Origin of the sequence: Oceanicola sp. D3 (assembly GCF_006351965.1) — a bacterium.
Classification (GTDB): domain Bacteria; phylum Pseudomonadota; class Alphaproteobacteria; order Rhodobacterales; family Rhodobacteraceae; genus Vannielia.
Window position 1 is genome coordinate 600,001 of record NZ_CP040932.1, and the last position, 13,028, is coordinate 613,028.

The window sequence follows — 13,028 nt, forward strand, 5'->3', positions numbered from 1 at the left end:
CAGGCGGGGTATCCGTGAAACATGGCAAACCCCATGCCACCGCCTATTGGCGCCGCCTCGACCGGCTGGGCGATGACAGCTGTAGGCTGATCGAGGAGCCCGGCGGGTGGATGCTTTGCGGCCACGCTCGTTATGACCAAGGCGGTCAGCGCACCGCGTTGGATTACGTCGTGCGCTGTAACGCTGCGTGGGAAACCCGCTCAGCGGATGTAACAGGCGTGATCGGCGGGCAAGAGGTGGCTTGGCGCGTGGTGCGCGGTCCGTTGGGCTGGCACCTTGGCGATGGCCCGGCGACGCTTGATGATTGTACGGACATTGACCTTGCCTTTACCCCGGCCACCAATCTTCTGCCGCTCCGCAGGCTGGCATTTGAAGGCACGGAAGAGGTGGCGGCTGCCTGGTTTCGGGAGGGCGAGGAGGCCACGCTGGAACGCCTTGCCCAGCGCTACACGCAAAAGGGCGCGGGGCGGTTCACCTATGCCTCCCCGGGGTTTGAAGCCGAGCTTCAGGTGCATCCGACGGGCTTTGTGACCCACTACCCCGGCCTCTGGGAGGGATCCGTCGATGTTGCGTGAGCGGCTCATCGCCCGCATTGCGGTTATCACCGCCATCGCCCTCTTCGCCTTCGCACTGGGGCGCGACAAACTCGACGATTGGGTCTCTGCAACGGTGTTGCCGCCCTTAGTGGCCGAAACCTCGCCCGAGGTGTTGGCCCGCGATGGCAGCCTGCTGCGGGCCTATACCGTTTCGGATGGTCGCTGGCGGCTTCACACTACGTTGGCCGAAGTCGATGCGCGCTATGTAGACATGCTGTTGGCCTATGAAGACAAGCGTTTCCGCAGTCACCCCGGAGTGGATTGGCGCGCGACGCTCCGCGCTGTAGGGCAGGCGGTTTGGAATGGGCGTGTCATCTCCGGCGGCTCTACGTTGTCGATGCAAGTGGCTCGCATTCTCGAAGATGGCCCAACCGGGCAATGGGAGGGCAAGGTTCGGCAGGTGCGCGTGGCACTGGCCATGGAGCGGCGATTGGGGAAGGAGGCGATTCTTGAACTCTACCTCAACCGAGCGCCCTTCGGAGGCAACCTCGAAGGTGTGCGCGCAGCTTCGCTTGCCTATTTCGGCAAAGAGCCTCGCCGCCTGACCCCGGCGGAGGCCGCGCTTCTGGTGGCCTTGCCGCAATCACCCGAACGCCGCCGCCCCGACCGGCAGAATGATGCGGCAACCGCCGCGAGGGGCCGGGTGCTTGACAGGATGGTAGGCAAGGCCCTGATCACCGAGGCAGAAGCCCGAGCGGCCCGGCGCGACCCTGTGCCTGCGCGCCGCCGCGACTTTCCCGCGCTTGCGCCCCACCTTTCTGATTACTTGCTGTCTGAAAACCCGATCGGCACGCGCCACGCGACGACGATCGACAAGCGGCTGCAATCGGCGCTTGAGCCACTGGCCAGACAGGCCGCCCGCGAAATTGACAAGAGCGTCTCTGTCGCAATCGTTGTCGCCGACCACCAGACCGGTGAAATCCTCGCCACCGTTGGCTCCGCAGGCTACCTTGACGACACGCGCGCAGGCTGGATCGACATGACCCGTGCCCTGCGCTCGCCCGGCTCCACGCTGAAGCCTCTGGTGTACGGCCTCGCCTTCGACCAAGGGCTGGCCCACCCCGAAACGCTCATCGAAGACCGACCAATGGCCTTCGGCAGCTACGCGCCGCAAAACTTCGACAATCGCTACAGGGGCACCATCCGCCTGTCGGAAGCGCTGCGCCAATCGCTCAACATCCCCGTGGTGCAACTCACCGAAGCGCTGACACCCGAGCGCTTGCTCGTTCATATGCGCCGTGCCGGGATGGAGCCCAAGCTTCCGCGCGGCCGCCCCGGCCTAGCGGTGGCGCTAGGCGGGGTGGGCGTAACGCTCACCGACCTTACCCAGCTCTATGCCGGCATCGCCCGCGGCGGGGAGAGCATTGAGCTTTCGGCAATGCGGAGCCCTGCGCGGCCCGTGACCCGACAGGTGCTCTCGCCTGAGGCCGCTTGGCAGGTGACACATATCCTCGCAGGGCTCGCCCCACCGCCACGCGCCTCGCACGGGCCAATGGCCTGGAAGACCGGCACGAGCTACGGCCACCGAGATGCTTGGGCGGTGGGCTATGACGCGCGCCATGTGGTTGGAGTTTGGATCGGTCGCCCCGATGGCACCTCCGTTCCCGGCGCATTCGGCGCAGACATAGCCGGGCCATTGCTGTTTTCCGCCTTCGATCGGCTGAAGGACAGGCGTGAGGCCTTCGCGCCGCCGCCCCCGTCGGTGTTGATGGTGACCAACCCCGAATTGCCCCAGCCGCTCCGCCACTTTGCCTCGCGCTCTGCGGCCCTTTCCTCCACACAGCCCGACGCGCCCAAGCTTGCCTATCCGCCCGATGGTGCCGAGCTGGAAACTGGCGGTGCCTTGGTGGTGAAGCTCCGCGACGGAAACCCGCCGTTCACCCTTCTGGCAAACGGTGCCCCCCTCGCCACCGGCTTGCGCAGCCGAGAGGCGCAGTTTGATTGGGAAGCCCACGGTTACCTCCAGTTGACGGTTATCGACGCAACCGGGCGCACGGCACGCGCTTCAATCCGCGTGCTTGATTGAAGCGGTGCGCCCAAGATGCTGTGGAAGGTTGGGGCAGAAAAACGTCGAAGTGGCGTTAGCCTGACGGTGCCTTTACCCGCGCTTCCGCCGCATAGCAGATTTCAGTTCGGCCAGCCGTAGCGCTCCGGTGACATGAGCGATGGCGAAGTAGCTCACGATGCCGCTGGCGACCAGCGCGAGAAGGGCCCAATAGCGCACGCCGGCGGTATAAAGCGCCTCGCCCAAGGCCCATTCGGCAGAGAGCAGCACAGCGCCCATCAGCGCCGCCGAAATGGCAATGCGGGGCAGGCGAGCCAGCAGGCGCGCGTCCAGTTGCGCCGCGCTGCCCATCTTGCGGGAGCCCTGCCAGAGCAGCAGCACCATGACCCATCCCGCCACGGTGGTGCCGAGAGCTGCGCCGACGAAACCGAAGGCCAGTGCAAGGCCAACGGCGGCCACGGCGTTCACGACCATGGCAACGAGCGCATAGTTCATCGGGCGGCGCGTGTCGTGGCGGGCGTAGTAGAGCGGTTGCAGCACCTTTTGCAGCACGAAGGCCGGCAGGCCCAGCCCATAGGCCGCTGTGGCCAGCGCGGTAGCGGAGGCTGCGTCTGCATCGAACGCTCCACGTTGGTACAGCACCGAGCAGATAGGGCCGGCCACCAGCACCAGCGCGACGGCGGCGGGCACGGTGAGAACAAGCGCAAACTCGGTGGCCCGGTTGAAACCATCCTGCCCGGCCTGTTCATCGCCAGCCGCGAGGCGACGAGAGAGTTCCGGCAGAAGCACAACGCCAATGGCTATGGCCACCACACCCAGCGGCAGTTGATAGAGCCGGTCCGCGAGGTTGAGATACTGGATTGCCCCGTCATAGAAGCTCGCCACCTGTCGGCTGACCAGCAGGTTCACCTGCAGCACGCCGCCCGCTAACGCCGCAGGGGCGGCAATGACCGCGAGCCGCTTCAGTTCTGGCGTCATCCGCGGCATCCGAGGCACCAGCCGAAAGCCTGCGCGTGAGGCCGCAACCCAAACCAACGCCATCTGCACCACCCCCGCCACGGGCACCGCCCATGAAAGCGCGAGGCCAAAGTCCCAGCCCTGTGCCGTGGCCAGCAGCATCGTGCCAACAAGGATCAAGTTCAGCAGCACTGGAGCGGCTGCGGCAGCGGCAAAGCGACCTGTGGCATTGAGCACACCGGAAAGCAGTGCAGCTAGGGAGATGAACAGGATGTAAGGAAAACAGATCCGCCCGAAGGTGGTGGCAAGGTCAAAGCGCCCGTCCTCTGCAAAGCCGCTTGCCATCGCCAGCACCAGCCAAGGCATGACAAGTTGAGCGAGCAGGGTGAAGAGAATGAGAACGCCCGCAAGCCCGGCGAACGCATCGCGGGCAAAGCCGAGCGCGTCATCGTCGTTCTCCAGCTTCTTGGAGAACAGCGGAATGAAGGCGAGGTTAAAGGCCCCTTCGGCGAAGAAGCGACGGAACATGTTGGGCAGGGTGAAGGCGACCACGAAAGCCTCCGCCACCGGCCCGTCGCCCAGCCGCGCCGCGATCAGGATGTCACGGGCAAACCCCATGACGCGGCTCATCAGCGTCCAGAGGCCGACGGTCAGAAAGCCTTTTATCAGGCGGATGGGTTGCATGGCGCTGCTCGCTTGTTTTGTGGCGACCATACAGGCAGGCGAGAATGGAGGAAATGCAGTTGTGGGGGCGCGCGCACGGCGTCTTGTTTAGGCGGCGGTCTTTCGTATCCTGCCGGTGGGGAGGCTTGAACCGGCCGACTTTCTTCAGGTGCGCGCCTACCCGTTCGCCCTGTCCGTTCCCGCCTGCACCGCTTCCGTCAGCTTGGCTTCAATCGACTTCTGCTTGCTCTCGGAGTGGATTTTCAGCCCGAACATGTCTTTCACATAAAAGCTGTCCACCGCCTGTGCGCCATAGGTGGCGATCACCGCTGATGCGATCTGCAGGTTGCGCTCTGACAGCGTGCGAGCAAGGTCATAAAGCAGGCCGGGCCTGTCACGCGTGTCGACCTCGATGATGGTGTAAATCTCCGAGCCCTCGTTGTCGAAGCTGACCGTGGTGGGAAAGCGGAAGCTCCGTTCGCGCTTCTTGAACTTATCCTTCTTGGTCAGCTCCGCGCGGGCCAGCACCTCGCCCTTCAGCGTGCGAGAAATCATTGCGCGGAGACGGTCGAGTTTGTTCATCGAGTAGGGGTTGCCATCAGCGTCCTGTATCCAGAACACGCAGGTCGCATAGCCGTCCTTGGTGGTATAGGTCCGCGCATCCACCACGTTGGCCCCCACCAGGGCCAGCGCCCCGGCAACGCGGGCGAAGATGCCCGGGTGATCGGAGAGGGCGAAGGCGGCGCGCGTTGCATCGCGGTCGTCGTCCGGCGTCAGGTCGATCCGAATTTCATCCGTGCCGATGCCCTGAAGCAACTCGGCCATGATAACCTGTGTGGCCGTCGAAAGGCCCTGCAGGTAAGGGTCGTAGTGGCGGGCAAGCTCCGTGCGAACGGCGGCTTTGTCCCACCCTGCGAGCGCTTCGCGCAGTTGGCGGCGCGCCTCGGCGGACTGCTTGTCGCGGTTGAGGTCTTCCAGCCCGTTCTCAAGCCCGTCAGCGGTTTGCCGGTAGAGGTTACGCAGCAGCTGTGCCTTCCAGTTGTTCCAAGTGCTCGGACCGACGCCGCGAATGTCGCAGACAGTGAGCACGGTCAAAAGGTCGAGCCGTTTCTTGGTTTTGACGGCACGGGCAAAGCTGCGGATGGTGCGCGGGTCCGAGAGGTCGCGTTTTTGCGCCATGTCCGACATCAGCAGGTGATAGCGCACCAGCCACTCCACATCCTCCGCCTCACGCGGCTTGAGGTGAAAGCGCGGCAGCACGGCGCGGGCGATCTTGGCGCCCAGCACGGAATGGTCTTCTTTGCGGCCCTTGCCAATATCGTGAAGCAACAACGCAAGGTAGAGAACCTTGCGGTTCACGCCTTTCTTGAGGATGCGGGAGGCCACTGGAAGGTCTTCCAGAAGTTCCTCGCGCTCAATCTGGGCAAGCTGGGAGATGCATTGAATGGTGTGCTCGTCCACCGTGTAGCTGTGGTAGATGTTAAACTGCATCATCGCCACAATAGGGGCGAACTCGGGGATGAAGGCCGAGAGCACGCCGAGCTCGTTCATGCGGCGCAACGCGCGCTCGGGGTTGCCGTGCTTCACCAGCAGATCAAGGAAAATGCGGGCTGCTTCCTTGTCGTTGCGCATATCGTCGTCGATCAGGTCGAGATTTGCGGTCACAAGGCGCATGGCGTCGGGGTGAATGAGCAGGCCGGTGCGCAGCGCTTCTTCGAAGATGCGCAGCAGGTTTAGCTTGTTGGCGAGAAACGTCTCTTCATCTTTCACATCCAGCCGGTTTTGCCGAACTTCGTAGCCGGCTTTCACCTTGCGGCGGCGCAGCATTCCCACCAGATTTGGCAGCCGCTTGGCGTGATCGGCCTCCAGCGCGGTAAGGAAAATGCGGGTTAGCTCGCCCACCATCGTGGCGTGGCGAAAGTAATCCTGCATGAAGAGCTCCACGCCCCGACGCCCCGGGCTGTCGGTGTAGCCCATCCGTTCGGCCACTTCGATTTGCATATCAAAGGTCAATTGGTCGGCCGGTCGGCCCGCGATCAGGTGAAGGTGGGCGCGGACAGCCCAGAGAAAATTTTCGGCCTGTTCGAAGGCCCAGTACTCCTCGGCGGTGAACACTCCAAGCGGCACCAGTTCTTCGATCTTGTCGACGTGGTGAATGTACTTGGCAATCCAGAACAGGCTCTGCAGGTCACGGAGGCCGCCTTTGCCCTCCTTGACGTTGGGCTCCAGCATGTAGCGCTGGCCCCCCTGCTTCTTGTGGCGCTCACTGCGCTCTTCCAGCTTGGCTTCGATAAATTCCTTGCCGGTGCCCGCAAAGAGGTTTTGCTGCAGCTTGTCGTGCAGCTCTTCCTCAAGTCCCTTGTCTCCGGCGAGAAAGCGCAGTTCGATCAGCGCGGTGCGGATGGTGTAATCTTGTTTTCCGAGGCGCAGGCAATCCTTCACCGTTCGGCTGGCGTGGCCCACCTTGAGGTGCAAATCCCACAGAATGTAGAGCGTGGTTTCAATCACGCTCTCCGCCCAGGGGGTGATCTTGTAGGGCGTGAGGAACAGCAGGTCGACGTCCGACTGCGGGCTCATCTCGGCGCGCCCGTAGCCGCCAACGGCGCAGAGCGCGAGCTGTTCGGCGGTGGTGGGGTTGTGCAACGGGTGCAAGAAGCGCCGGGCGGCCCAAAAGGCCGTCACCACGAGGCCATCGGTCAGATAGGCATAGGCATGCACCATCTCGCGGGCGCGCAGCGGGTGTTCCTCAAAGGCGGCACCAATGATGGACCGGCCCGCTTTTGCCGCCGCGTTAAGCCGGGACGTGATCAGGCCGCGCAGCGCCATGGCATCGCTGCCCGCTTCGGCGCAGTCGGCCTCAAGGGCTTGCGCGAGCGCAATAGGGTCCACGATCTCCTCCGGCGCACATAGCATCGCGCCGGAGGGGGTAATCGGACCTGGCAGGGTGGTGTCGGTGGGGAGCTGGTCAGAAACCGGCGCCACCAAAGCTTCTGGGGGCTGGGTCAATGACAACGACCTGATTATTGCGGATTTGTGCGATGGCGAGGCCACGCTGGTTGGTGCCGTCACCGCGCAGACGGAAGATCCCACCGGTGCCGACGAAGCCGGACCCTTGGGTCAGGGCGCTGCGGGTAAGCGCGTCGGAGCCACGGCGCTCGACAAGGGCGCCGATGGCGGCGATCCCGTCGAAGGCGAGGCCCGCAATCGGGTGCGGGCTGCCACCGTAGCGGGCACCGTAGCGGCGCTGGAAGCTGCTGTAGAGATTGTTGTCGGGCAGCGCGAACCATGCGCCTTGGAGGCCCGGCTGGGTGAGCGCCTCAGCGGGGATGTCGAGGCGTCCAAGCCCGATGTATTGCGTGGCGGATGGCGAGAGGCCCGCTTCGGGCAGCAGCTGCGCGAGGAAAGGCATGGCCCCGTCGTTGGTTGACGTAAAGAACACCGACTGTGCGCCCGAGGCCTTCGCCTGCGAAACGATTGTCGGCACTGCACTCACGAGGCCCTGCTGACTGAGCTCGAAAGACACCGAGCCGGCGTTGCTGGCCCCGTTCGCGCGAATCGCATTGGCGATGGCATCCCGGCCAATCTCCTCGGCAACCGAGCGGGCGTGGACGGTGAAGATGCTTCCTTTGCCCTGGCGGCGCGCATAGCTCACCAGCCGGTTGGCGGTGTTCTCGAAGGTCGGTCCGAGCACAAAGACGTTGCCGCCAGCGATGTCTGGGTTGTTTGAGAAGGCCAGCACGTTCACGCCTTCGTCGGCCACAGCAACGCCGGCCGCGTTTGCGGCTTCGGAGTACACCGGGCCGAGGATGATCTTAGCACCAGCATCCACAGCGGCCTGCGCCTGCCGTGCGGCGTTGGCGGCGCTCCCGGCAGTGTTGTAAACGCGCAGGTCGATCTGAACGCCCTCAAGATCGGCCATTGCCAACCTGGCGGCGTTCTCCAGCGCCTTGGCCAATACATCATCGCCGCTGCGTCCGGAGCCACCGGGCACGAGCAGGGCCACCGGAACGGCGCGGCTGGCATCGATCTTGGGGCCGGAATTGCCGCCGACCCCGCCAAGAGCGGAAGGGTCACAGGCGGCGAGCAGGGCGATGGCCCCTGCGGCAAACAGCTTGGCCGCCATACGGCGGGGTGTCGTCAGCGCGGCAAACATGGGATACTCCTTCAGGGCCTCGGGGCCTCGGTGTCAACGGCCGGGTCCGGACAATTCTAACATCTGCAGGAGCCAAGTAAATGTCTGAGCCTCCGCGAGGAAGCCCTTGGCGCAAGACGCCGCTGGCTGCCGGGCTTTATTTTGTCGCCACCCCGATCGGATCGGCCCGGGATATCACGCTCAGAGCGCTCGATGTGCTGGCCTCGGCAGATGTAATCGCAGCCGAAGATACCCGCACCGCGCGCAAGCTTTTAGAGCTTCACGGCGTCCCCTTGGAGGGCCGTCGGGTGATTGCCTACCATGATCATTCCTCGCCGGCTGCCCGTGATGGCGTGCTGAAACTCGCCGCCGAAGGCGCCTCTGTTGCCTATGTCAGCGAGGCCGGGTCGCCCTTGGTCGCCGATCCCGGCTTTGCGCTGGGGCGTGCGGCAGCGGAGCAGGGGATTGCGACAACCACCGCACCCGGCCCCTCCGCCGCAATCGCGGCGCTTACCCTCTCCGGGCTGCCCTCCGACAGATTTACCTTCGCAGGCTTCCCGCCTTCCACCGGCGGCGCTCGCAAACGATTTGTCGAAGAGATCGCCGCGTTACAGTCCACAGTCATCCTCTTCGAATCGCCCAAGCGCATAAACACTTTGCTAACCCTTTTGCGTGACACTGCCGGAGAAACCCGCCCCGCCGCGCTCGCTCGCGAACTCACCAAAAAGTTCGAGGAGGTCCGCCGGGGCACATTGGCCGAGCTCTGTGACTCGGTTGCCGATGACCCGCCGCGGGGCGAGATCGTTCTTGTCCTCGGGCGCGCTGAGCGCTTGGAGGCCGCGCCCGAGGACATTGATGCCGCGCTGAGCGCTGCGCTCGGGCGACTTAGGGTCAAGGAGGCCGCCGCCGAGGTGGCAGCCGCTTACGGGCGGCCAAAGAGAGAGATGTATCAGCGCGCCCTTGAGTTGGCGCGCGACGATGGAGATGGCTGATGCCCTTTGACCTTGCGCCAAACCCCGCCCGCCGCCAGCGCGGTCGCCGCAACTATCATGCCGGCGCTATGGCCGAAGAGAGCGTTGCCCGCGTTTATTCTGATGGCGGAAGCGTGGTTGCTGAGAAGCGATGGCGCGGTGAAGGCGGCGAGATTGATCTTGTTGTCGAAGAGCCCGATACCGTGGTGTTCGTAGAGGTAAAGCAAAGCCGCACGTTCGATCAGGCCGCTGAAGCCATAACGCCGCGCCAGGTAGCTCGCATAATGGCTGCGGCTTCCGAGTATGTCGGCCGGTATCCCACCGCGCTCTCCACGCCCATGCGTTTTGATCTTGCCCTCGTCAACGGGCATGGCGAGGTGCGCATTCTTGAAGGCGCGCTCTGCACCTGAGCCGTTGCAACTCCCTGCCTGCTCCGCCATGAGAGGGGAGCTGAGAAAAAGGGGGACGCGCCATGAAGGTCGCCTTTCAGATGGACCCGATCGGTGGCGTTGATATCAACGCCGACAGTAGCTTTCGCCTTGCCGAAGAGGCACAGACGAGGGGGTGGGAGCTTTTCTTTTACACCCCCGACAAGCTGAGTTGGAAAGAGGGCCGGGTTGTGGGCCAAGGCTGGCCACTGGAGGTGCGCCGGGTGCAGGGGGACCATTTTACCCTTGGCGAGCCGCAGGAAATCGACCTGTCAGAAATGGATGTGATCTGGCTCCGGCAGGATCCGCCTTTCGACATGGGCTACATAACCACCACTCACATTCTTGAGCAGATCGGCGGCAAGACGCTGGTGGTGAATGATCCTTTTTGGGTGCGCAACAGCCCCGAAAAGCTGCTGGTTCTGAACTTCCCCGATCTAACACCGCCCACCGTCATCGCCCGTGATCTGGAGGCATTGAAGGCCTTCAAGGCCCAGCATGGCGACATCATCGTCAAGCCGCTCTACGGCAATGGCGGTGCTGGCGTGTTCCGCCTCGGCCCGGAGGATCGCAACCTCGCCTCGCTGCATGAGCTCTTCACCGGCATCAACCGCGAGCCGCTCATCGCGCAGCAATTCCTGCCCGCTGTTTCGAAGGGCGATAAACGGGTGATACTCGTCGACGGTGCACCGATTGGCGCCATCAACCGCGTGCCGCTGGCGGGGGAGACCCGCTCTAACATGCACGTGGGTGGAAAACCGGTGAAGGTTGAGCTGACCGAACGCGACCGAGAGATTTGCGCCGCCATCGGCCCGCTCCTGCGCGAGCGCGGGCAGGTTTTTGTGGGCATTGATATCATCGGAGATTGGCTGACCGAGATCAACGTGACCTCGCCCACAGGCATTCAGGAACTGGAACGCTTTGATGGAATCAACGTCGCAGGTGCAATCTGGGACGCCATCGACCGCCGGATTGCCGAGCGGGGCTGATTGCGTCTGCCTCAGTGCGCCGGTGCGCCCACCGGATCCAACAATGAGCGTCCGCCGTCCATCGTCACCACCTGTCCGGTAATAAAGCCAGCGCTTTCGGAGGCCAGAAACTGCACCACTTCGGCCACTTCTGAAGGCTGGGCGATGCGGGCCATTGGCGTGTGGCTCACGATGTCTTCTCTGTAGCCCTCGTTCTCGTTGACCGCTTTGTTCAGCGAGGTCGTCAACACCGAGCCAAAGCTCACTGCGTTGACCCTAATCCGCTGCGCTGCCAGTGCCACCGCCATCGAGCGGGTCATCTGGTCGAGTGCGGCGGTCGAGACCGAATAGGCCAGCAGCCGGGGATGCGTCCGCCGGGCGGCGATCGAGCTGAGGTTTACAACACAACCGATACCACCCTCACCTTCACTGCCCTCGGCCTGTTTGGTGAAGCGCTTGGCCACAAGCTGGGTCATTCGCAAGGCAGTCAGCAAGTTCTGTTGCAACAGTTCCTCTACCGCATCCTCATCCGGGTCGTCGGGAACCGAGGGCATCACCACCCGGTAGGCGTTCACCAGCACATCGACCCGGTCAAAGGCGTCAATTGCGGCCGATAGCAGATTGGCCTGACATAACCGTTGGCGCAGATCCCCGGCAAAGTAGCGCAACTGGCTGCCTTCAGCCTCGGCCTCGGCGGCGAACTCCTCGGCCAGCTTCTTGTCGTCATTGTCCGCAGCCATCACGTTGGCACCGTGGGCCGCAAAATGCCGGGCAATCGCCAACCCCAGCCCGTGGCTGGCCCCGGTGACGATGCAGGTCTTGCCCTTGATCGAAAAGCTCATGTGCGCTCCCTCTCGGCGGCCTGTGAAGCCGCAGCTTAGTGCCTATCTGCGCCCTTGGCGAGCGGGTCGGGCGGCGGAGAAAAGCTTGAAGCGTGTATCCCCGCCGATCTCGCTCACCTCGCCAAAATGGGCGGCAAGGGCGGCCTCATAGGGCAAATGACGGTTGGCCACCATCCAGAGTTTGCCCGAAGGTTTCAATGACGCGGCGGCAGAAGCGATAAACGCGGTGCCCAAGCCCGGGTTGGCGGCACGCGCCGGGTGGAAGGGCGGGTTCATCACCACGTGGTCTAAAGGATCTCCGAGCGGCGCAGTGGCATCGCCCCAAGTGAAACGCGCACGTGGGTCGTCAAGGTTTTTGCGCGCGGCCTCGAGGGCCGCCCATTCGGCTTCCACGAGTTCCACGGCTACAACGCCCTCACGCTTTAGCACAGCGGCTGAAAGGTAGCCCCAGCCGGCACCCAGATCCGCCACCCGGCCTTTCATCTGCGCAGGCAACGCTGCGGCAAGCAGTTCCGAGCCGGCATCGGGCCCATCCGCCGAGAACACGCCCGCAGCCGTTATCCATCCGCCCTCGGCCTCGCTCACCTCCTGCAAACGCCAGGCCGAAAAATCTCCGCCCGTGACAGCAAACACCTTGCCATGCGCTTTCGAGAATGCCGCCGAGGCGTCGCCCTGTTTGCGGGCGGCCTTCCAGAGGCTTTCTATCCCATCGGTCTTGGCCCCATCCACCAGCACCGGCCCGCCCAAGGCGGCAGCCTGTGCCAGCAAGTCCTTCGCCAGCGCTTTGGATCTTGGCACAAAGACGATTGCACCTGAAAATTCGCCTTTTGGGGCTTGCGAGACAGAAAAGCCCCGGCCTTCCCAAGCGACGACATCGGGGTAGAAGCCCGTCACCACCTCGGCGCCTTCGGGCAGCCACGCCTCGCCCGCGCCGGGTCGAAACACGGCCAGCCGGCCCTCAGGCAGCTCAACTGCGCCCGCATCGAGCGCCATTTTCAAACGGGAGGTCATCGGGGCAAGGACCGGGGCCCTACTCCTTTTCCATGGTGCATTGGAGGGGGTGTTGATGGCGCCGGGCAAAATCCATCACCTGCGCCACCTTGGTTTCGGCCACCTCGTGGCTGAACACGCCAACAACGGCGAGGCCCTTTTTATGCACTGCAAGCATGATCTCGAAGGCCTGCGCGTGGGTCATGTTGAAGAACCGCTCGAGTACATGCACCACAAATTCCATCGGCGTGTAATCGTCGTTCAGAAGCATCACCTTGTACATCGGAGGCTTCTTGGTTTTGGGCTTGGTCTTGAGCGCAATCGCCGGATCGCCGCCAATGACGTCGTCTTCGTCGTCCTGCGACATGGTAATGGGCTCAAGGCGCATGGCGCTCCGTGGTCTCTGTCTGGTGCATGGGATATCGGAGCCGTTATATATGGCCCGTGACCGCCCTGAAAAGGGTGAGATGGGAGAG

11 protein-coding genes are annotated in these 13,028 nt (G+C 63.6%); 5 read left to right on the plus strand and 6 right to left on the minus strand.

Annotation, left to right across the window (positions count from 1 at the left end; genetic code table 11):
- Positions 1-14 precede the first annotated feature (14 nt).
- Together FHY55_RS03125 and pbpC are read left to right on the plus strand one after the other, a co-directional pair.
- Positions 15-575 (plus strand): putative glycolipid-binding domain-containing protein, encoded by a 561-nt coding sequence (locus FHY55_RS03125; RefSeq protein WP_140012797.1) that lies wholly within the window; start codon positions 15-17, stop codon positions 573-575.
- On the plus strand, positions 565-2,622 hold the full coding sequence (pbpC, locus tag FHY55_RS03130; protein WP_140012798.1) for a penicillin-binding protein 1C: 2,058 nt from the start codon (positions 565-567) through the stop codon (positions 2,620-2,622). Before FHY55_RS03125 ends, pbpC begins: the two co-directional genes overlap by 11 nt.
- 72 nt (positions 2,623-2,694) lie before the next feature.
- On the opposite strand, the gene murJ is transcribed toward pbpC, so the two are convergent.
- The 3 genes from murJ to FHY55_RS03145 form a co-directional block, all read right to left on the minus strand.
- A complete protein-coding gene (murJ, locus tag FHY55_RS03135) occupies positions 2,695-4,242 on the minus strand; it encodes a murein biosynthesis integral membrane protein MurJ (RefSeq protein WP_140012799.1) in 1,548 nt (515 codons plus the stop codon).
- A gap of 156 nt (positions 4,243-4,398) precedes the next feature.
- Positions 4,399-7,203 (minus strand): [protein-PII] uridylyltransferase, encoded by a 2,805-nt coding sequence (locus tag FHY55_RS03140; protein WP_371707256.1) that lies wholly within the window; start codon positions 7,201-7,203, stop codon positions 4,399-4,401.
- Positions 7,187-8,374 carry a penicillin-binding protein activator gene (locus FHY55_RS03145; protein WP_140012800.1) on the minus strand — a complete coding sequence of 396 codons (1,188 nt, stop codon included), beginning with the start codon at positions 8,372-8,374 and terminating at the stop codon, positions 7,187-7,189. Before FHY55_RS03145 ends, FHY55_RS03140 begins: the two co-directional genes overlap by 17 nt.
- A gap of 80 nt (positions 8,375-8,454) precedes the next feature.
- Between FHY55_RS03145 and rsmI the strand changes: the two genes are divergently transcribed.
- From rsmI to gshB, 3 genes are all read left to right on the plus strand, one after another.
- The gene (rsmI, locus tag FHY55_RS03150; protein ID WP_140012801.1) at positions 8,455-9,345 is read left to right on the plus strand and encodes a 16S rRNA (cytidine(1402)-2'-O)-methyltransferase; all 891 of its coding nucleotides are present in this window, start codon (positions 8,455-8,457) and stop codon (positions 9,343-9,345) included.
- The gene (locus FHY55_RS03155; RefSeq protein ID WP_140012802.1) at positions 9,345-9,734 is read left to right on the plus strand and encodes a YraN family protein; all 390 of its coding nucleotides are present in this window, start codon (positions 9,345-9,347) and stop codon (positions 9,732-9,734) included. Before rsmI ends, FHY55_RS03155 begins: the two co-directional genes overlap by 1 nt.
- Before the next feature lie 62 nt (positions 9,735-9,796).
- Complete coding sequence (gshB, locus tag FHY55_RS03160; RefSeq protein ID WP_140012803.1) at positions 9,797-10,741, plus strand: glutathione synthase; 945 nt, start codon at positions 9,797-9,799, stop codon at positions 10,739-10,741.
- 11 nt (positions 10,742-10,752) lie between these two features.
- On the opposite strand, the gene FHY55_RS03165 is transcribed toward gshB, so the two are convergent.
- Genes FHY55_RS03165 through clpS form a run of 3 tightly spaced genes read right to left on the minus strand, consistent with a single transcriptional unit; the run spans position 10,753 to position 12,940 of the window.
- Positions 10,753-11,562, minus strand: coding sequence for an SDR family NAD(P)-dependent oxidoreductase (locus FHY55_RS03165; protein ID WP_140012804.1), 810 nt, complete (start codon positions 11,560-11,562; stop codon positions 10,753-10,755).
- Between the two features lie 42 nt (positions 11,563-11,604).
- Positions 11,605-12,555: a methyltransferase gene (locus FHY55_RS03170; RefSeq protein WP_254695408.1), complete on the minus strand. Its 951-nt coding sequence runs from the start codon at positions 12,553-12,555 to the stop codon at positions 11,605-11,607.
- A gap of 37 nt (positions 12,556-12,592) precedes the next feature.
- Positions 12,593-12,940, minus strand: a complete 348-nt coding sequence (gene clpS / locus FHY55_RS03175) for an ATP-dependent Clp protease adapter ClpS (protein WP_140012806.1) — start codon at positions 12,938-12,940, stop codon at positions 12,593-12,595.
- Between the last annotated feature and the right edge of the window lie 88 nt (positions 12,941-13,028).